Genomic DNA, 19,912 nt, shown 5'->3' with positions numbered 1-19,912 from the left:
TACAACTCCTGAAAGATGATGCGTGCTGCGTCGTTTCCAAGTTCGGTACGAATCTTTGCAGCACAAAGTGGATACACTATAGACCAGGTTTCACTTCTAAAATTCCTAAAACCGAGTTTTTTTACTGTTTTTACACATCATGACAGTAGGCTCTTTCACCCGGCTGCATGAACGCAGTATAAACCTTCGACCTTTACGGAATTGTGCGTTGTGTTGCAAAGATGTTGTATCGCTGCGACAGACGCATCATCCACGTTTATTATTGCAGAAACATGACTAATGAGTTCAATCATGATTTTTCGTCTTTTACTGCTGCTGTTAACGTTGCTGTCGTGCGCCGCCAGCGCCCATAACCTGGTTACAGGCCAGCGCGTGCCGCCTGTCGGCATTACCGATCAAGGCGAGCTGCGTTATCAGCAGGAGCAGTTCAGCTATCGAGCCTGGAACAGCGCGGCGCTGCCGGGCAAAGTGCGCGTTCTTCAGCACATCGCCGGACGCGCCTCGGCCAAAGAGAAAAATGCGGCGCTGATCGAGGCGATTAAATCGGCCCGGTTTCCCCACGATCGCTATCAGACCACCACGCTGGTGAATACCGACGATGCTATCCCCGGCACCGGCATGTTTGTCCGCAGCAGCATTCAGAGCAATAAGAAACAGTATCCCTGGTCGCAGTTTATCGTCGACAGCGACGGCACGGCCAAACGGGCCTGGCAGCTGCAGGATGAAGGGTCGGCGATTATTGTGCTGGATAGCGGAGGAAAGGTGCGTTTCGTCAAGGATGGCGCGCTGACGCAGCAGGAAGTCCAGCAGGTAATTATGCTGGTGCGTCAGCTGTTACGCTAACGGACAGAGGGAGGCGCCGGTGCCGCCTCCCCTGGCCGATTAAAAGATCGAGACGCGGAAGCCCGGATTCAGAAAGGCTTCGCGCGGCGCATAGTCCAGCGTTTTCCCCTGCCAGTCATGCACGTGCGCGCCTGCGGCAATGGCTACGGCGTGGCCTGCGCCGGTATCCCAGATATTCGTTGGCCCAAAGCGGGGATAGAGCTGCGCCTTGCCTTCCGCGACCAGACAGAACTTCAGCGAGGAGCCAATAGCAATGGTCTGATGCTCGCCCAGCTGGCTAAGGTAATCCTCCAGCTCGCTGTCGGAATGCGAACGGCTGACCACCACCAGCGGCGGGCGCGCCTCGCGCACGTGGATCTGCGTTTTTACGCCGCCCTCTTCCTTCCAGGCTTTTCCCTCGGCGGCCGAATACATCACGTCCATCACCGGCGCGTAGACCACGCCCAGCACGGGCTTGCCGTTTTCAATCAGCGCAATATTGACGGTGAACTCGCCGTTCCGCTTGATAAACTCCTTGGTGCCGTCCAGCGGATCGACCAGCCAGTAGCGCTGCCAGTGCTGGCGGATCTCCCAGCCCGGCGGATCTTCTTCAGACAAAACGGGCACGTCGGGCGTCAGCGTGGTCAGCCCCTTCAGGATCACCTTGTGTGCGGCGATATCCGCTGCGGTGACCGGCGAATCATCGGATTTTGTGGCAACATCAAGCGGCGCCTGACCATCGTATATCTGCATGATGGCAACGCCCGCGTCTCGTGCCAGCTGGCATATATTCTCTAACATTGTCCACCTCTTGATTTGCTGGCTGGCGCTGGCTATCACTTTGCCAGCGCCAGCGCTCTCTGTTGATCATAGTCGATAGCGAAGATCGAAGGCCAAACGATCCGCCAGCGCTTAATTATCAATAGCATAAATTATTTTACGCCGCAGGGGCTGCTGTTTTTCATCAGGTTGACCCCGCAACGGCCTTAATCGTTCCCGACGGGCCGGGCCATAACAGATAAATATTTGTAGCTGCTCACATAATTATGAGAAAGAAGGTATTAGTTTCATAAAACTTTGCGACGTTAGGGATTACACAAACGCTATTAAGGAGAAACAATGATTAAGTCCGTTGTGACGCCCGTTGCGCTGCTGGTCAGCTGCGCGCTACACGCTGCCACGGTCGATTTCCGCCTGCTGGAAACCACCGACCTGCACAGCAATATGATGGATTTCGATTACTACAAGGATACCCCAACGGAAAAGTTCGGGCTGGTGCGTACCGCAACGTTAATTGAGGCGGCGCGTAAAGAGGCCGCCAACAGCGTGCTGGTGGATAACGGCGACATTATTCAGGGCAGCCCGCTCGGTGACTATGTGGCGGCCAGGGGCTTACAGCAGGGCGAAATCCATCCCGTTTACAAGGCGCTGAACACGCTGGATTACACGGTAGGCAACCTGGGCAACCATGAATTCAACTATGGCCTGGATTACCTGCAAAAAGCCATCAGCGGCGCGAAATTCCCCTACATCAATGCCAATATCATTGATATCCACAGCGGTAAGCCGCTGTTCACGCCTTTTTTGATTAAGGCGAAGGAAGTGACGGATCGCGAGGGCAACAAGCATCAGCTCAAAGTGGGCTATATCGGTTTTGTGCCGCCGCAGATTATGGTGTGGGACAAGAAAAACCTCAGCGGTAAAATTACCGTGGAGGATATTACCGAAACCGCCCGTAAATGGGTACCGGAGATGCGCCGCCAGGGCGCGGATCTGATCGTGGCTATCCCCCATTCCGGCCTCTCCAGCGAGCCGTGGCACGCGATGGCGGAAAACTCCGTTTACTACCTCAGCCAGGTTCCCGGCATCGACGCCATCCTGTTTGGCCATGCGCACGCCGTTTTCCCCAGCAAAGATTTTGCCGCGATCAAAGGTGCCGATATCGCTAAAGGTACGCTGAACGGGATACCGGCGGTGATGCCGGGCATGTGGGGCGATCATCTGGGCGTGGTCGATCTGGTGCTTAATAACGATGCAGGCCGCTGGCGGGTAAGCGAAGCGACCGCGCAGGCCCGGCCCATTTACGATACGGCGGCGAAAAAATCGCTGGCGGCGGAAGATCCGGCGCTGCTGAAGGTGATGGCGCCCGATCATCACGCCACGCGTGAATTTGTCAGCCAGCCTATCGGAAAATCGGCAGACGTGATGTACAGCTATCTGTCGCTGGTTCAGGACGATCCGACCGTGCAGATTGTGAATAATGCGCAGCGCGATTATGCAGAGCGCTTTATTCAGGGCGATCCGGATCTGGCCGCCCTGCCCGTGCTTTCCGCCGCCGCACCGTTCAAGGCCGGCGGCCGTAAAAACGATCCGGCCAGCTATGTGGAAGTGGAGAAAGGCCCGCTGACCTTTCGTAACGCAGCGGATCTTTACCTCTATCCCAATACGCTGGTGGTCGTAAAGGCCAGCGGTAAAGAGGTAAAAGAGTGGCTGGAATGCTCGGCGGGTCAGTTTAACCAGATCGATCCGGCCAGCACTAAACCGCAGCCGCTGATTAACTGGGATTTTCGTACCTATAATTTCGACGTGATTGACGGCGTGAGCTACCGAATCGACGTCACGCAGCCTGCCCGCTACGATGCGGAATGTCAGTTGATTAATGACAAGGCTTCCCGTATCCGCGATTTAACCTTCCAGGGAAAACCAGTCGATCCCGAGGCGACTTTTCTGGTGGCGACCAATAACTATCGCGCCTACGGCGGCAAATTTGCCGGAACCGGCGAGGATCACGTCGCTTTTGCTTCTCCGGATGAAAATCGCGCTGTCGTAGCGGCATACATTACGGCGCAGACCCGGGTGCATGGCGAGGTCAGTCCGCAGGCGGATAACAACTGGCGGCTGGAAAATATTAACGCTAAGGTCCCTCTGAATATCTTTTTTGAAACTTCGCCATCTTCAAAAGCAGCTGAATTTATTAAAAACCATGGCCAATATCCGCTGAAGCAAGCAGGCCAGGACGATATCGGCTTTGCGCTTTACCATATTGGCCTTAACTGACGAATCTTTCATAAAAAAGCCAGCCTGGCATACAAGGCTGGCTTTATTTATTACCAGTGGTAATAAACTTATGCGCCGGTAGAGGATTTCAGGCTATTAATGGAGTCAATACCATATTTGACCAGGCCAACCACGCCCGCACCAATATCGTTAATCGCACCGGAAATGTTTAACTCCAGTATTTTACCAATTCCGCCGCCCAGTTGGGAAACAGCGTCAACGGAAGAAGTTGTTAAGCCACCGGCAGAGGCGCCCTGGTCGATCACAGAACCGATAAGAAAGCCAATACCTTTGCCGATATCAGAAAAAAGCCCGGCGCCTGCAACCGCGGCAATTTCATTGTTGGTCAACTCGCGCATTTATAGTTCTCCTTGATAATAATATCATCAGCATTACTATGGCATTCATTGCCACGTCGAGAACTTATTTCAAAAAAGCGGCGTAGTCAAACCTTCCTTCAGGATCAAAATAATCCAGCAGGGTATTTTCAGAATCGGCTGAATATATTTTCAACGAGTGAGAAAAGGCTATTAGTTAAAGCATCCGCGTTATTTAACGCGTAATAAAATTCATATCAGGCAATATTGAGGAATAACAGGTATCCTGCCGGAACAACAACAATCGTTATCCCGGCAGGATCGGCTGTTACAGAATTTCTAACAGCTCAACTTCAAACACCAGCGTGCTGAATGGCGGAATGGAAGCGCCAGCGCCGCGCTCGCCGTAGGCCAGGTTCTGTGGGATAACCAGCTCCCACTTTGAGCCGACCGGCATCAGGGTCAGCGCTTCGATCCAGCCTGGGATAACGCCGCTGACCGGGAACTCAGCCGGTTCGCCGCGCGCCACGGAGCTGTCAAACACGCTACCGTCGATCAGTTTGCCGGTATAGTGAACGCGAACGCGATCCTGGCGAGACGGAATAGCGCCGTCGCCCTGCTTGATGACGCTGAACTGCAGGCCGGATTCGGTGCTGCTCACGCCGTCACGCTGACCGTACTCTTCCAGGAATTTCTGGCCTTCGGCGGCCATCGCCTGCTGACGCTCGCGACGAACCACGTCGGCACGCTCGTGCACTTCACGCAGCGCGCGGTGAACAACGTCAACGGGCACAGCCGGGGAGTTCCCTTCCAGCGCGTCGCGCAGGCCAGCCAGCAGCGCTTCTGGCTGCAGCCCCTGCAGCCCGGATTCCAGCAGCTGCTGGCCAACCTGTAAACCGATACCGTAGCTTGCTTGTGCTTCTACGCTGTCTAAAGAAGGGGTAGTCATGGATTTTCCTTTACTGGTAATAAAACTGAGGACGAAGCATAACAGCGCAGGCAACAGGGGTAAAACGCCATCTTCTTCAGGTGACATTTTCAGCGTAAAAGGAAACAATAACGCTGCTCCGCTTACGCTATAAAAGCCGCGCGGAGAGTGCGCTATCAGCTATATTTCAGTAGAGGTTAACATGGGCCATATTGCCCGCAGACGAAGGAAACGCCGGCCGGCTTTGTTAAAGCGGTTTATTTTATTCGCGCGAGGATCGCGCAAGGAGGACGACGCCATGCCCGTCACTAAAGCGTCACCAGCATCGAAGTGGTTCAACTGGCTCTGGCACCTGGCGGATTCCGCGCGCTGGATGGATCCGCTGCCGTCTTTCCACCGTCGCGGCATTATCCTGGCCGGGGCGCTGGTTTTGCTGGCTTTTTTGTGGCCTTCGCCGCGACAGCCGGAGCAGACGGAGCGCCCCGTTAACGTTGAGCGCACCACAACAGACGTGCCGCTACAGGCGGAGCTTAGCGGTCGGGTGGATAACAGCCAGCAGCCTAAAGGCGATGCTCAGGGACAGTGGACAAACTACCAGATTGCCAACGGGCAAACGCTGGCGCAGCTGTTCCGCGACCACAATCTGCCGGTAAATGATGTATTTGCAATGGCCCGCGTGGAGGGCAACGACAAGCCGCTGAGTAATTTGCAGGCCGGTCAGGCGGTCAGGATCCGCCAGAATTCGCACGGCGTGGTGACGGGACTGGCCGTAACTACGGAGCAGGGGGAAATTTTATTTACCCGCCAGCCGGGCGGCGCGTTTCTGCAGGTTCATTAGCCAAACAAAAACGCCGACGCGATGTCGGCTTTTTACATTACAAACTTGCTCAGAAAACGCTTTTCACAAACAAAAACGCCGGCACAAGGCCGGCGTTTTTAAGCGGTAGAGAAGCGATTAAGCTTCAGTAACCACGTTTACAGTCAGTTTAGCGAAGACTTCGCTGTGAACCTGGAAGTCCACTTCGTGCTCACCGGTAGTGCGCAGAACGCCGTTCGGCAGGCGAACTTCGCTCTTGGCTACTTCAACGCCGGCTGCAGTTACAGCGTCAGCGATGTCGCGAGTACCGATAGAACCGAACAGTTTACCTTCGTCGCCTGCTTTAGACGCGATGGTAACGGTGCCCAGTGCATTGATTTTCTCAGCGCGAGCGTTAGCAGCGGACAGAACGTCAGCCAGTTTGGCTTCCAGCTCTGCACGGCGTGCTTCGAAGAACTCAACGTTTTTCTTGGTAGCAGGAACAGCTTTGCCCTGTGGTACCAGGAAGTTACGAGCGTAGCCCGCTTTAACGTTTACCTGGTCGCCCAGGGTGCCCAGGTTTGCTACTTTATCAAGCAGAATAACTTGCATTACCTTATCCTCTTAAAGTCGTTAATTGACAACAGCCGTTACTGATGACGATCGGTATACGGCAGCAGAGACAGGTAACGCGCGCGCTTGATAGCACGAGCCAGCTGACGCTGGTATTTAGCGCGAGTACCAGTGATACGGCTTGGTACAATCTTACCGCTTTCAGTAATGTAGTTTTTCAGCGTTGCGATATCTTTATAATCGATCTCTTGAACGCCTTCCGCGGTGAAACGGCAGAACTTGCGACGACGGAAATAACGTGCCATTTGGCTAGTCTCCAGAATCTATCAATTCAATCTGCTCGGCATGCAGCACCGTCTTATTCAGCCCATTGCGCCCTTGATGGCTGCTAATGAAACCTGAAACGGTGACCGGCGTGCCGACCGTTATACTTTGAGTAATGGCCTGATGGGCTTTGCCGCTGATAATCACCGGCATGCGACACCAGGCTTGCCGGGTAAAACCGGCCTCCACCTGCATCGATCTGTGCTCAAGCACGAACTGGCAGTGTGGAATACCTGAGGGGCTGACTTTACGCATCGGCGTCTTGCACACGGTGCCAGACAGCGTCAGCCGATTAGCCTCCACGGTCAATTACTCTTCAGAATCCCCAGCATCTGCTTCATCAGAGGTTTCGTTAGCAAAATCTTCACGACGCTCACGGCGCTCGTCTTTCGCTTTAACCATCGGAGAAGCTTCAGTTACCGCGTGCTTAACGCGCATAACCATGCTGCGGATAACGGCGTCGTTGAAGCGGAAGTTAGTTTCCAGCTCATCGATCGCTTCCTGCGGCGCTTCAACGTTCAGCAGAACGTAGTGAGCTTTGTGCAGTTTGTTGATCGGGTAAGCCAGCTGACGGCGGCCCCAGTCTTCCAGGCGGTGGATCGTACCTTCTGCACCAGTGATGGTCGCAGAGTAGCGCTCGATCATGCCAGGAACCTGTTCGCTCTGGTCAGGGTGAACCATAAATACGATTTCGTAATGACGCATCGAATTTGCTCCTTACGGATTATTCAGCCTCCTGTCGGGGTCAACCGCGGCCCATGGAAGCAAGGAACGTTATAAGCCGTGACCTGACAACTATCGGGTCACAACCTGAGAATGCGGCTGAAAAATTGACGCGTAATCATACTGGCGGCGGGGGGGAAACTCAAGGTAAAGTCGCGGCCTGATGTAAATTATTTGTCAGCCTGAGCCAGGCTGCGGTGGGAAGCGAAAGGGATCAGGCAATTAGCCTGTTTTTTCGCCCCTAAAGCGCGACGGTAAAAAGCAAGAATTACTAATACACTTTATCGCGAACGGCGCTAAACTTACAGGGTGAAGACAAGACCCTGACGCCCGGCGTCAGATTTGTTACCTGATTGTGGAGTTGAATCATGAAAACCATCGCAATCGCCACCTTACTCGGACTCGCCCTTTCCACCCCCGCCCTTGCCGATACCGACTGTGGGCAGAGCGTAGCCAGCCAGGCGGCGAACAGCTACGTCTATGTAAACCGTATCGATTCGCCAACGGGACAGATGACGGACAAGCCTTTGGTGACGATCCCCGCTGCGCAACGACTGGCGCAGCAGCTGTGATCCCGTCTACAAATGACGTTTGAAAAATGCTGTCGTGGCTTCCAGCGCCGACGGCGTGATGCGATGCCCGATGCCCTGCTCCGTGAGAAACGTCAGCCCGGCATCGAGCTTCGCTTCTCTTAACGCTTTTTCCAGCCGCACGCTCTCTGCCACCGGTACCATCTCATCCGCTTCACCATGCCAAATCAGCAGCGGCCGATCGGCAATTTTCTCCAGCTGCCGACTGATATCATAATCCGCCAGCGGCGCCATTCGCTGAGCAAAAGCCTGCGCCTGCTCAGGCGTATGCACGGCCAGCGGCGGAAACAGCGTGTGGGACAGCGACATATAATAGCCCGACCCCATCAGGCAGGCGACGCTGGTAAAACAGGGGTAGCGCGCCATCGCGCCCAGCGCGGTCATGCCGCCCATTGAGGCACCCGCCGCCGCAAGGCGCGTACCCTCAATCAAATTCTGCTGCCGCAGCGAGGCTATAAGCTGCGGTACTTCATCAATATTGCTTTTCAGGATTTCCCAGAAGTGGGACAGGCGATATTCGCTATCGCCGTTATAGCGCGCGCCGTGCATATCCGCGTCGGGCAGGATCACGCGAAAGCCCGCCAGCGCCAGCGCCACGCCGAAATAGCTATAGACTTCTTTCGACGAGGTAAACCCGTGATAAAAAAGGATAGTAGGCAGCGGCTCGTCTCTTTTGCCTGTCGGCGCGGCGTGCAGACATTCAATCCCCGCAAAAAATTCCGTACTGACTTCAATCATCACTTTCCCCTTAAGTCGTTGCGCTGCAGGCTACAAATGCAAATAGCCAGCTAATCATGCTGTTATTTGAGTTTATTGCTTATTTAATTGATCTGCATGCTGAAGCGCTCACTAAATATTTTCTTTTTCCAGCCGTTAACCGTTATGACCCCCCTCTTTTAATACAGGCTATTTTATGAAATTTCTCGCATTTGGGCGCTGGAGCCTCGGCGTTAAGCTGTCGGTAATAACCTCGCTAAGCGTAGCCGCATTATTTTTAGTTTTAACGCTGGCGCTGACCAATAACGCGTCGAATCAAATGCAGGCGTTAACGCTGGAAAATATGGAAAACCAGGTCGACGGCATCGGCGATATGGCCACCATGTTCAACAGCACGCTGAGTGAAGAAGTCGCTAACTATACCGCGCTTTTTCAAAGCTTTTTGCCGAAGCAGTTCTCCATCGATCCTGGCGAACGCGTAACGATTGGTGCCGAACAGGCGCCAGTCCTGCGTGCGGGGCTAAAAACGCTGAATCTGGACGAAAGCCTGGTGGATGATTTTCTGGCGCGCACCGGCGCTATCTCGACCGTTTTCGTGCGTACCGGCGACGATTTCCTGCGCGTGTCGACCTCGCTACGCAAAGAGAATGGCGAGCGTGCTATCGGCACCCGGCTGGATCGCGCCAGCCCGGCCTGGAAAATGGCGCAGCAGGGCCAGATCTTCCAGGGCGTCGCCATGCTGTTTGGCAAACGCTATATCACGCAGTATCAGCCGGTAAAAGACGCCAGCGGACAGGTGGTCGGCATTCTGTTTGTCGGCGTGGATATTACCAAACAGTACGCGTTGATTAGAGAAAAAGTGCTGGTGAAAAAGCTGGGCGAAAGCGGTCACTTCTCCGTGCTGAGCGATGCCGCAGGCAAAACACGCGGCCAGTATGTCTTCCATCCTGAACGCGAAGGCCAGCTGCCGGCCTGGCCGGAAGCCACCCGCCAGCTGCTGCTGAGCCAGACTTCTGGCAAGGTGGAAGTCAAAGACGCCAACGGCGAAACGCAGATCATGGCCTGGCATCATCTGCCAGACTGGCACTGGATAATTCTGGGCGAAGTCAATAAAGCCAGCCTGCTGGCGCCGATCCAACATACCCGCAATCTGTTCCTGACGCTGGGCGCCGCGCTGGTTGCGCTGTTCGCGCTGGGCTTTATCACCACCACGCATCGTTGGATAAGCAGGCCGCTACAGCAGGTCATCGAGCTGGCCGAGTACTACTCTGCCGGTAATTTGCAGGCCACGCTGGAAACCCGGCGCCATGATGAAGTGGGCAAGCTGATCGTCGCGATCAACGGTATCGGCGACGGGCTGGATCGTATCGTTTCTCAGGTGCGTGAAGCCGCTCAGGAGATCAGCAGCGGAACGGATGCTATCGCCTCCAGCAGCGAAAACATCAGCGAGCAGATCACGCGTCAGGCGGCCAGCGTGGAAGAAACCTCGGCCAGCATGGAGCAGCTGAGCGCTACCGTGGCGCAAAACGCCGCTAACGTTTCCCAGGCGTTGACGCTGGTAGGCGAAGCGGCGGCGGCGGTCGGTAAAGGCGGCGAAACGGTGACGCGTTCCGTGACGACCATGACCGATATCAAGAGCGCTTCGCAGAGCATTGCCGATATTACTCAGGTGATTGAATCTATTGCTTTCCAGACCAATATCCTGGCGCTGAACGCCGCAGTGGAAGCGGCGCGCGCGGGCGAGCACGGTAAAGGCTTTGCGGTGGTGGCGGCGGAAGTCCGCGCGCTGGCGCAGCGCAGCGCCACGGCGGCCAAAGAGATTGACGGCCTGATTGAAAACTCGCTCAGCAAAGTGGTACAGGGCCACAATCTGTCCGAGCAGACGCGCCAGTCAATGGAGGATATCGTTGGCCGTATCGAGCAGGTGAAAGTGCTGATGAGCGAAATCAACATTGCGTCTAAAGAGCAGTCGGCGGGCATTGGCCAGGTCAATATTGCCATGAACCAGATTGGCCAGGCGACGCACGAAAGCACCGAGCTGGTCGCCACCTCAGAGCTGACCGCGCAAGAGCTGAGCCGCAAAGGCCATCACCTGACCGCTCTGGTGCAGGTTTTCCGCGTCAAGGCATAAAGCATCGGGATAGCTTACACTTCAGGCAGTCCATCAAGAGGAGTGCTTATGTCCAGGTTATCCCTGTTTTTCGTGCTGCTGCTTACGGGCTGTAGCCTGACCCAAACCACGCCGCAGCCGCCCCCGCCGGTACAGGCGCAGGCGCAGGAGATCACGCGCGCGCAGAGCATGACGCTGACGCGGCTCGGCACCGTCAGCGTGTCGGTACGCGGCTCGCCGGACGATGCCGCGCGGGCTATTGCCGCTAAAGCCAACGAGGCGGGCGCGAAGTATTACGTCATCCAGATGGTCAGCGAAACGGTCATGCCGGGCCGCTGGTATTCAACGGCGGTGCTTTATGGGCCGTCAGCTAATGCCGGTGGCGCGCAGTAGCAAACGCTGACTGACTTTTTCCGACAGCGGCGCCGGCCCGCGCAGCTGTCGGCACCAGGCGTCGGCTATGCAGGGTTCCAGCTGCCTCATGACCTGCACGCCGCAGGCCAGGTTGAACAGGCTTTCGCAGATTGCACGCGCCTGGGCTTCCTGCGGATGGCGCAGCAGCAGCTTTAACTGGCGCCAGGCACCGTCGAAGTAGCGGCTTTGCCCTTTCACCGCCTCAAACTCTCTGGCCAGCAGCTCCATGGCGGCTGGCTGCTTACTCAGCACGCGCAATACGTCCAGGCACATCACGTTACCGGCACCTTCCCAGATGCTGTTAACCGGCATTTCACGATAGAGCCTCGGCAGCTCGCTCTCCTCGCAGTAGCCAATACCGCCCAGCATTTCCATCGCCTCCGCGACAAAGCTGATGCCGCGTCTGCACACCACATATTTCGCCGCAGGCGTAAACAGTCGGCTGAAGAGTTTGCCCGCTTCACCGCTTTCCGCCGACCATGCGCCGGCCAGCCGCAGCAGCATCGCCGTCTGCCCTTCCAGTAGCAGGGCCTGCGAACAGAGCTGCTGACGCATCAGCGGCTGATCGACCAGGCTTTTGCCCTGCACCTGACGCTGATGGCAATGATAAAGCGCAATGGAAAACGCGCGGCGCATCATCGCATGGCTCGCCAGCGCGCAGTCAAAACGGGTATAGCCGCCCATTTTTAAAATCTGCCGGACGCCTTCGCCCTCTTCGCCAATCAGCCAGCCGCTGGCCGCAAAGAACTCCGCTTCGCTGCTGGCATTGGACCGATTGCCCAGCTTGTCCTTCAGCCGCTCCAGATGCACGGCATTACGGCTGCCGTCCGGCAGCAGGCGCGGCAGGAAAAAGCAGGAAAGCCCGCCTTTGGCCTGCGCCAGCACCAGATGCGCATCGCTTTGCGGCACTGAAAAAAACCATTTATGGCCGGTGAGCCGGTATTCGCCGTTGCCCACCGGTTCGGCGCGCGTGGTGTTGCTCAGCACATCGGTGCCGCCCTGTTTTTCAGTCATGCCCATGCCGATAAGCAGCCCGCGCTTATGCTCGCCCGGCTGCAAATGCGGATCGTAACGGTCAGAAAGCAGCGGCGTAAGCCAGCCGCGAAAAGGCGCAGGTAGATGGGATTTCAGCAGCGGAATAGCGCCGAAAGTCATGGTGACAGGGCAAAGCGTGCCTGCCTCCACCTGGGCATGCAGGATAAAGCGGGCGGCCCGCGCGACGAAGGCTGCGGGCGGCGCATTCTCCTGCCACGGCAGGTTATGCACGCGGTTGCTGCACAGCCCCTGCATCAGCAGATGCCAGGCGGGATGAAAGCGCAGATCGTCCAGCCGTTCGCCTACAGCATCGTAGCGCAGCAGCTCCGGCGGATAGCTGTTGGCCAGCCTGCCCAGCTCTGACGACTCGGCGCTGCCCAGCTGCTGCCCGACGGACGCCAGCAGATCGTTGTCCCAGCCCGCGCCTTCGCGCAGCACGGCCTCGCGCAGCGGCGTATCGGAAAGAAACAGATTGCTGTTGGTCAGCGGACGGGGCTGATTAAAGACGTGGTGGGTACGGTTCATCCTGACCTCCTTCTGTAGGCACACACTCAGTATGCAAAAGAGGACGGCGCAGGCGAGGAGCAGAGAGGGATTTCGGGGCGCGGATCACGCCCCGGCGTGATTATTTCGCGCGCTGACGCACGGCCTCAAACAGGCAGATGCCGGTAGCGACCGATACGTTCAGCGAGGAAACGCTGCCCGCCATAGGAATGCTGATTAGCTCGTCGCAGTGTTCACGGGTCAGACGACGCATGCCTTCGCCTTCTGCGCCCATCACCAGCGCCATCGGGCCGGTCATTTTGCTCTGGTACAGCGTATGATCGGCTTCACCCGCCGTGCCGACGATCCAGACGTTGGCTTCCTGGAGCATACGCATCGTGCGCGCCAGGTTGGTGACGCGGATCAGCGGGACGTTTTCCGCCGCGCCGCTGGCCACTTTTTTCGCCGTGGCGTTCAGCTGAGCGGAGCGATCTTTCGGCACGATCACCGCATGAACGCCAGCCGCATCGGCGCTGCGCAGGCAGGCGCCCAGGTTATGCGGATCGGTTACGCCGTCCAGGATCAGCAGGAAAGGTTTCTCCAGCTTTTCCAGCAGATCCGGCAGATCGTTTTCCTGATACTGGCGGCCGGCTTTGACGCGCGCCACGATCCCCTGATGCACGCCGCCCTCGACCTGGCTGTCCAGCCACTGACGGCTGGCGACCTGGATCACGATGCCCTGCGCTTCCAGCGCCTTCACTACCGGCTGCAGACGGCGATCGTCACGGCCTTTAAGGATAAACACTTCCTGAAAGCGCTGCGGATCGCTGTCAAGCAGCGCCTGCACGGCATGGAGTCCAAAAACTATTTCACTCATTCACTGTTACTCAACTGGTCGTTACATGCCGCATCCGGGATGCGGCGAGGTTATGCGTCTGCCTGCCTTCAGGATGCGGGCGTATCGGTCTTTTTCGCGGCGCGTTTGGAACGCGTCGCGGCGGCGATTTTACGGCTTTTATCCGACGGCTTGCGCGGTTTTTTCTCGCTTTTCGCGCCGTCTGCCGCACCGGCCTTGCTTTTGCCGTTGCGGAAGGCGCTGTCCGGCTCGAAGTTCACCTTTTTGCCCTGGTCGCGACGGCGTTTGCCGCTGTGCTGGGCGGCGGGTTTCTTCGCCCGATCGCGCTCGGTTTTGCCTTCGCCACGCGGTTTGCGCGCGCTTGAAATCAGCGCGAAGTCAATTTTGCGCTCGTCCATATGCACCGCGTCCACGCGCACTTCAACCGTATCACCCAGGCGATAGGATTTGCCGCCGGACTCGCCAACCAGGCGCTGCCCGATGGCGTCAAAGCGGTAGTAGTCGTTGTCCAGCGTGGAAACATGCACCAGCCCGTCGATAAACAGATCGTTTAAGCGGACGAAGAAGCCGAAGCCGGTGACGCTGGAGATCACGCCGGTAAAGGTTTCGCCCACCTGATCCTGCATAAAGTCGCACTTCAGCCAGTCGGCTACGTCACGCGTCGCCTCGTCCGCACGGCGTTCAGTCATTGAACAGTGCTGACCAAATTGCAGCATCTGCTGCATTTCGTAGTGATAGCCACCGGTCGGCGTGGTGTTGCCCTGCAGCGTGTTGTTCTCTTTCGCCAGCAGGTATTTGATGGCGCGATGCAGCAGCAGATCGGGATAACGACGGATTGGCGACGTGAAGTGCGCATAGGACGCCAGCGCCAGGCCGAAGTGGCCACGGTTTTCCGGGTCGTACACCGCCTGCTTCATCGAGCGCAGCAGCATGGTTTGCAGCATTTCGGCATCGGGACGCGAAGAGATCTGCGTCAGCAGCTCGGCGTAATCCAGCGGATGCGGCTTGTTGCCGCCGCCCAGCGTCAGGCCCAGCTCGTTCAGCACGGAACGGAAGCTTTTGATGTTTTCTTCACTTGGACGATCGTGATCGCGGAACAGCGCCGGCTCGTGGTTTTTCTCCACAAAGCGCGCTGAAGCGATGTTCGCCAGGATCATGCACTCTTCGATCAGCTTGTGGGCGTCGTTACGCGCCACCTGCTCCACGCGCTCGATACGGCGATCGGCGTTGAAGATAAATTTGGCTTCGTCGGTTTCAAAGGAGATACCGCCGCGCTGCTCGCGCGCTTTTTCCAGCACCAGATACATGCGGTGCAGCTCTTCCAGATCCTTCACCAGCGGCTGGTACTGTTCGCGCAGCTCCTGATTGCCCTGCAGGATGCTCCAGACCTTGTTATAGGTCAGGCGCGCCCAGGAGTTCATGACCGCTTCGTAATGCTTGTAGCCGGTCAGCTTGCCGGTGGCGGAGATGGTCATTTCACAGACCATACAGAGGCGATCCACCTGCGGGTTCAGCGAGCAAAGCCCGTTGGACAGCACTTCCGGCAGCATTGGTACCACCTGCGACGGGAAATAGACCGAGGTGCCGCGGTTAACCGCTTCGTCATCCAGCGGCGTGCCCGGACGAACGTAATAGCTGACGTCGGCGATAGCTACCCATAAGCGCCAGCCGCCGCCGCGTTTTCTTTCGCAGAAGACGGCGTCATCAAAGTCGCGGGCGTCTTCGCCGTCAATGGTGACCAGCGGCAGATCGCGCAGATCTACGCGGCCCGCTTTGGCTTCTTCCGGCACTTCTTCCTTCAGCTGGGCGATCTGGCGCTCCAGCGCTTCCGGCCAGACGTGAGGAATATCGTGGGTACGCAGCGCCATTTCGACAGCCATGCCGGTACCCATATTGTCGCCGAGCACTTCCACCACTTTACCGATAGCCTTGCTGCGACGGGTAGGACGCTGCATCAGCTCCACCACCACCACATAGCCCATACGGGCGTTCATCAGCTCTTCCGGCGGGATCAGGATATCAAAGCTCAGTCGGCTGTCGTCCGGCACCACAAAGCCGACGCCGGCTTCGGTAAAGTAGCGGCCAACAATCTGGTTATTACGCGGCTCCAGCACGCGCACTACGCGCGCTTCACGGCGGCCTTTGCGATCGGCGCCCATTGCCTGGGCCAGGATCACATCGCCGTGCATACACATCTTCATCTGCTCGGCAGAGAGATAAAGATCGTCTTTGCTGCCCTCGGCACGCAAAAAGCCAAAGCCGTCGCGATGGCCGATAACCTTGCCGCGCAGCAGATCGAGACGCTCCGGCAGCGCATAGCACTGGCGACGAGTGAACACTAACTGTCCGTCGCGCTCCATCGCGCGCAGGCGGCGGCGCAGCGCTTCGGTTTGCTCTTCGCCAGAGATAGAAAGTTCATCCGCCAGCTCTTCACGGCTGGCGGGCTTTTCGCGTTTATCTAAATGGGAAAGGATAAATTCGCGGCTGGGAATGGGGTTCTCATATTTTTCAGCTTCCCGTTCCTTAAATGGATCTTTTGACATAGCGGTTCCTCCGTTGTCATCAGCTGCGGAAAGAGGGTTGCTCAATTCGCAGCAATTGGTAGAGCGGATGGTTGTCGGTAACCAAATCGGCCAGCGTGTAGCCGTCCAGCACGGCGAGAAAACACTGTACGGCCTCGTGCAGCGCCGTTTTCAGGCGGCAGGCCGGGGTGATGTGGCAAAAGTCACTGTGGCAGTTCACCAGCTGGAGCGGCTCCATATCGCGGACGACCTGGCCTATCACGATCTCGCTGGCCGGTTTACCCAACCGGATGCCGCCGTTTTTGCCCCGTACCGCAGCGACATAGCCTGCCCGACTCAGCTGATTGATAATCTTAACCATATGATTACGCGAGACGCCGTAAGCCCCGGTGACTTCCGTGATGCTGGTCATCCTGCCTGCGGGCAGCGCGGCCAGAAAAATCAGCGCGCGTAAACCATAATCAGTGAAACTTGTTAGCTGCACGGTTACCTCAACGGCACGGCGCTAAACGCGCCAGCAATCCGCTCAAAAATGAGTGTGTTGTCAATGATGATAAACCAGCCTTCGCATTCGAGGCCATTTTATTTCAGTAAGCGCTGATAAAGAGAGGGCGGGACGAGAGAGCGGGAGAGGAAATCAGGCCGGATATTGTCCGGCCTGGCTAACATCTTATGCGTCAAAAGGGTCACGCAGGATCATCGTCTCGCTACGGTCAGGACCGGTAGAGATGATGTCTACCGGCACGCCGGTCACTTCTTCAACGCGCTTGATATAGTTGCGCGCCGCCTGCGGCAGGCCTTCCAGCGTTTTCACGCCAAAGGTGGTTTCGCTCCAGCCCGGCAGGGTTTCATAAATCGGCTCAATGCCTTCCCAGCCTTCTGCTGCCAGCGGCGTGGTGGTCACTTCGCGGCCGTCCGGCATACGGTAAGCGACGCAGATTTTAACTTCTTTCAGGCCATCCAGCACGTCCAGCTTGGTCATGCAGAAACCAGACAGCGAGTTGATCTGCACCGCGCGACGCACGGCAACCGCATCCAGCCAGCCGGTACGACGACGACGGCCGGTAGTGGCGCCGAACTCGTTACCCTGCTTGCACAGGAATTCGCCGGTTTCGTCGAACAGCTCGGTCGGGAACGGGCCTGCACCAACGCGGGTGGAATAGGCTTTTACGATGCCCAGCACGTAATCCACATAGCGTGGGCCCAGACCGGAACCTGTCGCTACGCCGCCTGCGGTGGTGTTAGAAGAAGTTACGTACGGATAGGTGCCGTGATCGATGTCCAGCAGCGTGCCCTGCGCGCCTTCAAACATGATCAGGTCACCGTTTTTACGCGCGCCGTCCAGCAGTTCGGAAACGTCCACCACCATGCCGGTCAGGATATCGGCAATGGCCATGATATCGTTCAGCACTTTGTCGTAGTCGACCGCTTCTTCTTTGTAGTAGTTCACCAGCTGGAAGTTATGGTACTCCATCACTTCTTTCAGCTTGGCCGCAAAGGTTTCTTTATTGAAAAGGTCGCCAACGCGCAGACCGCGACGGGCAACTTTGTCTTCATAGGCTGGGCCGATGCCGCGACCGGTGGTGCCGATCGCTTTGGCACCGCGCGCTTTTTCACGCGCCACGTCCAGCGCGACGTGATATTCCAGGATCAGCGGACAGGCTTCGGAGATAAACAGGCGGTCGCGTACCGGAAAGCCGCGATCTTCCAGACCCTTCATCTCTTTCATCAGCGCGGCCGGTGAAAGCACCACACCGTTGCCGATGATGCTGGTTACGTTTTCACGCAGAATACCAGAGGGAATTAAATGGAGGACGGTTTTTTCACCGTTGATGACCAGCGTGTGGCCCGCGTTATGACCACCCTGATAGCGAACCACGTATTTCGCACGTTCGGTCAGCAGGTCAACAATCTTTCCTTTACCTTCGTCACCCCATTGGGTGCCCAGTACGACGACGTTCTTACCCATTTCTAAAATCACCGATTGCTTAAAAATGGATTCTACCACCGTAAAACACGTCTTTCAGCTCTTTTAGCACACGTTTGCGTACTTTTTTCCCCGTCGCGCGGTCCGGTGCCGACGGGCGCTTTTTCGTACCGTTATCCGCCGCCGTGGACGCTGACGCTATACCAGATCACCAGGCCGGCGACCACCAGCCCGCCGCCGAAACGACGCAGTAATCGGTCGGGAACCTGCGCCATCGTGAGGATCAAACGCCGCCAGATACGCGGCAGCAGCATCGGGCCAATCCCTTCTAAAATCAGCACTAATGCCAGCGCTAACCAAACATTTGCATTCATAAATGACGATCCGGAAAAAAGAGCCGTAGTATGCCACGGCTTTTTACCGGTTTGGCCGGGAAAATGAAAGAAATCATGTTAAAGCGCTAAAACTGTATTCCCGCTTTCAGCCACCACGAGCTGGCGCTGCTGGCGTGCTCGCTGCGTTGCCCTGAACCGTTATAAAAGCGGGACGAAGGCGCAAACCAGGCGGCGCTGGCCTCTATTCGGATATGCGGCGATGCTCGCCAGCCCGCCACGATATCCAGCGCCGATCCCAGCTTTTTCGTGCTCAGACGATCGTATTTAGCCTGCAGCGCCGTACTGTTTTTGACCTGCTGGCCCAGGCGATCCTGACGGTAGTAATGGCCGATAACATCAAGCGAAAGACGGTCAGTGATATTCACACCCACGCCTGCGGTGAGGATATGGATATTGCTCAGTTCAGGATCGAGCGTGTCGCCATAGATTTTATATTTCGCCAGGCCGCCGAACCGGGCCTCGTTCCCCTGTAATCCGGTCTGTCGATAGCGCCTGGAAACGTTATCGCCATCGCGGTCGCCGCTGCCCCAGGCGTAGCCCAGCGTCAGCCGGGGACGTAACGCTATCTGTTTAAAGGTCAGCGTGACGCCGCCGTCCAGCGCATAGCCCCGCAGCGCCTGCCGCGCTTTTTGCCCGCGTACCGCGCCGATATCCAGCCAGTGGCTGACCGGTGCCTGCGGAGGCGACCAGGATCGCAGCCCCATGTTGAGCTGCCTGTCGCCTTCTGCGGCGCGATTATACTGCCAGAAGCTATAGCCGCCGACTCGCCACTGTGGGTTGATCCCGTAACGAGAAAACAGCATCAGCAGCGTGGTCTTATCGCCGCGCGTGTGGCTATCCAGCAGGTTTCGCTGCCAGTAATTGACGCGGCCCACGCCTACTGCCGTTTTTAGCGCATCGCCAAAGCGCGCATGGACGCCATCCACGTTTTCATCAACCAGCCATTCCCGCTCGTCGCGCAGCAGCCAGCGCCCCAGCCGCAGTTCGGTTTCCGGCAGCAGCAGGTTATCAACACGCAGCCAGAGCTGGTTGAAGTTCAGCGTATCGGTGGTATTGCCGCCGCTTCCCGTCTGGCGCTTTCGTTTCTGGATCAGCTCCAGCTCGCTGAAAAAAGAGACCGGCTCGTCTTTAAATCCCCGCACGTTCAGCCGCAGCGTCGGCTCGGTTTCTGTTTGATTGCTGCGATCTTCGCCATATCTGAGCTTGCTGTTCTGCAGCGTTTTCGCCTCGTAAATCGCCCGCCAGTGAAAGCTGACCGGCTCTGCCTGCGCCTCGACCGGGTAAAAATGCGGCAATACTATAAGCACAAGCACGCCGCGCCGG

21 protein-coding genes are annotated in these 19,912 nt (G+C 57.0%); 6 read left to right on the top strand and 15 right to left on the bottom strand.

Features of this window, described 5'->3' with window-relative positions; translation table 11 throughout:
* Positions 1 to 288 precede the first annotated feature (288 nt).
* Complete coding sequence (locus ACMGEE_RS18400; RefSeq protein ID WP_436830504.1) at positions 289 to 843, top strand: YtfJ family protein; 555 nt, start codon at positions 289 to 291, stop codon at positions 841 to 843.
* 39 nt (positions 844 to 882) lie between these two features.
* Here the strand turns inward: ACMGEE_RS18400 and cysQ are convergent, their stop codons facing one another.
* Positions 883 to 1,623 carry a 3'(2'),5'-bisphosphate nucleotidase CysQ gene (gene cysQ / locus ACMGEE_RS18395; RefSeq protein ID WP_253455845.1) on the bottom strand — a complete coding sequence of 247 codons (741 nt, stop codon included), beginning with the start codon at positions 1,621 to 1,623 and terminating at the stop codon, positions 883 to 885.
* A gap of 318 nt (positions 1,624 to 1,941) precedes the next feature.
* Between cysQ and ACMGEE_RS18390 the strand changes: the two genes are divergently transcribed.
* On the top strand, positions 1,942 to 3,879 hold the full coding sequence (locus tag ACMGEE_RS18390) for a bifunctional 2',3'-cyclic-nucleotide 2'-phosphodiesterase/3'-nucleotidase (RefSeq protein WP_436830451.1): 1,938 nt from the start codon (positions 1,942 to 1,944) through the stop codon (positions 3,877 to 3,879).
* A gap of 68 nt (positions 3,880 to 3,947) precedes the next feature.
* Here the strand turns inward: ACMGEE_RS18390 and ACMGEE_RS18385 are convergent, their stop codons facing one another.
* Entirely contained in the window at positions 3,948 to 4,238 is a 291-nt protein-coding gene (locus tag ACMGEE_RS18385; protein WP_253455849.1) for a hypothetical protein, read from the bottom strand.
* A 286-nt stretch (positions 4,239 to 4,524) separates the two neighbouring features.
* Positions 4,525 to 5,145: a BamJ family beta-barrel-assembly machinery protein gene (bamJ, locus tag ACMGEE_RS18380; protein WP_125290327.1), complete on the bottom strand. Its 621-nt coding sequence runs from the start codon at positions 5,143 to 5,145 to the stop codon at positions 4,525 to 4,527.
* Positions 5,146 to 5,422: 277 nt separating this feature from the next.
* Here bamJ and ACMGEE_RS18375 point away from each other — a divergent pair, with 277 nt between their 5' ends.
* Positions 5,423 to 5,962 carry an OapA family protein gene (locus ACMGEE_RS18375; protein WP_436830450.1) on the top strand — a complete coding sequence of 180 codons (540 nt, stop codon included), beginning with the start codon at positions 5,423 to 5,425 and terminating at the stop codon, positions 5,960 to 5,962.
* Positions 5,963 to 6,079: 117 nt separating this feature from the next.
* Here the strand turns inward: ACMGEE_RS18375 and rplI are convergent, their stop codons facing one another.
* Genes rplI through rpsF form a run of 4 tightly spaced genes read right to left on the bottom strand, consistent with a single transcriptional unit; the run spans position 6,080 to position 7,522 of the window.
* Entirely contained in the window at positions 6,080 to 6,532 is a 453-nt protein-coding gene (rplI, locus tag ACMGEE_RS18370; RefSeq protein ID WP_125290325.1) for a 50S ribosomal protein L9, read from the bottom strand.
* Positions 6,533 to 6,570: 38 nt separating this feature from the next.
* The gene (rpsR, locus tag ACMGEE_RS18365; protein ID WP_000135199.1) at positions 6,571 to 6,798 is read right to left on the bottom strand and encodes a 30S ribosomal protein S18; all 228 of its coding nucleotides are present in this window, start codon (positions 6,796 to 6,798) and stop codon (positions 6,571 to 6,573) included.
* Between the two features lie 4 nt (positions 6,799 to 6,802).
* The gene (priB, locus tag ACMGEE_RS18360) at positions 6,803 to 7,120 is read right to left on the bottom strand and encodes a primosomal replication protein N (RefSeq protein ID WP_125290423.1); all 318 of its coding nucleotides are present in this window, start codon (positions 7,118 to 7,120) and stop codon (positions 6,803 to 6,805) included.
* Positions 7,121 to 7,126: 6 nt separating this feature from the next.
* Positions 7,127 to 7,522, bottom strand: coding sequence for a 30S ribosomal protein S6 (gene rpsF, locus ACMGEE_RS18355; RefSeq protein ID WP_125290324.1), 396 nt, complete (start codon positions 7,520 to 7,522; stop codon positions 7,127 to 7,129).
* A 386-nt stretch (positions 7,523 to 7,908) separates the two neighbouring features.
* On the opposite strand from rpsF, the gene ACMGEE_RS18350 reads away from it, so the two are divergent.
* Entirely contained in the window at positions 7,909 to 8,112 is a 204-nt protein-coding gene (locus tag ACMGEE_RS18350) for a hypothetical protein (protein ID WP_253455853.1), read from the top strand.
* 6 nt (positions 8,113 to 8,118) lie between these two features.
* Here the strand turns inward: ACMGEE_RS18350 and yjfP are convergent, their stop codons facing one another.
* On the bottom strand, positions 8,119 to 8,868 hold the full coding sequence (gene yjfP / locus ACMGEE_RS18345) for an esterase (protein ID WP_253455855.1): 750 nt from the start codon (positions 8,866 to 8,868) through the stop codon (positions 8,119 to 8,121).
* 175 nt (positions 8,869 to 9,043) lie between these two features.
* Here yjfP and ACMGEE_RS18340 point away from each other — a divergent pair, with 175 nt between their 5' ends.
* Positions 9,044 to 10,978, top strand: coding sequence for a methyl-accepting chemotaxis protein (locus tag ACMGEE_RS18340; protein ID WP_436830449.1), 1,935 nt, complete (start codon positions 9,044 to 9,046; stop codon positions 10,976 to 10,978).
* 48 nt (positions 10,979 to 11,026) lie between these two features.
* Positions 11,027 to 11,350 (top strand): biofilm peroxide resistance protein BsmA, encoded by a 324-nt coding sequence (bsmA, locus tag ACMGEE_RS18335; protein WP_301252902.1) that lies wholly within the window; start codon positions 11,027 to 11,029, stop codon positions 11,348 to 11,350.
* Here bsmA and ACMGEE_RS18330 read toward each other — a convergent pair.
* From ACMGEE_RS18330 to ACMGEE_RS18300, 7 genes are all read right to left on the bottom strand, one after another.
* Positions 11,324 to 12,931 carry an isovaleryl-CoA dehydrogenase gene (locus ACMGEE_RS18330; protein WP_436830448.1) on the bottom strand — a complete coding sequence of 536 codons (1,608 nt, stop codon included), beginning with the start codon at positions 12,929 to 12,931 and terminating at the stop codon, positions 11,324 to 11,326. The two genes, bsmA and ACMGEE_RS18330, sit on opposite strands and share 27 nt — an antisense overlap.
* A gap of 100 nt (positions 12,932 to 13,031) precedes the next feature.
* On the bottom strand, positions 13,032 to 13,766 hold the full coding sequence (gene rlmB, locus ACMGEE_RS18325; RefSeq protein WP_253455864.1) for a 23S rRNA (guanosine(2251)-2'-O)-methyltransferase RlmB: 735 nt from the start codon (positions 13,764 to 13,766) through the stop codon (positions 13,032 to 13,034).
* 68 nt (positions 13,767 to 13,834) lie between these two features.
* The gene (gene rnr, locus ACMGEE_RS18320) at positions 13,835 to 16,288 is read right to left on the bottom strand and encodes a ribonuclease R (RefSeq protein ID WP_253455866.1); all 2,454 of its coding nucleotides are present in this window, start codon (positions 16,286 to 16,288) and stop codon (positions 13,835 to 13,837) included.
* Positions 16,289 to 16,307: 19 nt separating this feature from the next.
* Positions 16,308 to 16,751 (bottom strand): nitric oxide-sensing transcriptional repressor NsrR, encoded by a 444-nt coding sequence (gene nsrR / locus ACMGEE_RS18315; protein ID WP_253455868.1) that lies wholly within the window; start codon positions 16,749 to 16,751, stop codon positions 16,308 to 16,310.
* A 186-nt stretch (positions 16,752 to 16,937) separates the two neighbouring features.
* Positions 16,938 to 18,236, bottom strand: a complete 1,299-nt coding sequence (locus ACMGEE_RS18310; RefSeq protein ID WP_253455869.1) for an adenylosuccinate synthase — start codon at positions 18,234 to 18,236, stop codon at positions 16,938 to 16,940.
* A 131-nt stretch (positions 18,237 to 18,367) separates the two neighbouring features.
* The gene (locus ACMGEE_RS18305) at positions 18,368 to 18,568 is read right to left on the bottom strand and encodes a DUF2065 domain-containing protein (protein ID WP_125290314.1); all 201 of its coding nucleotides are present in this window, start codon (positions 18,566 to 18,568) and stop codon (positions 18,368 to 18,370) included.
* A gap of 86 nt (positions 18,569 to 18,654) precedes the next feature.
* Complete coding sequence (locus ACMGEE_RS18300) at positions 18,655 to 19,896, bottom strand: alginate export family protein (protein ID WP_436830447.1); 1,242 nt, start codon at positions 19,894 to 19,896, stop codon at positions 18,655 to 18,657.
* Between the last annotated feature and the right edge of the window lie 16 nt (positions 19,897 to 19,912).

Source organism: Erwinia artemisiae, from assembly GCF_051400835.1.
GTDB lineage: Bacteria > Pseudomonadota > Gammaproteobacteria > Enterobacterales > Enterobacteriaceae > Erwinia > Erwinia aeris.
This window is presented reverse-complemented; position numbering and strand designations above follow the sequence as displayed.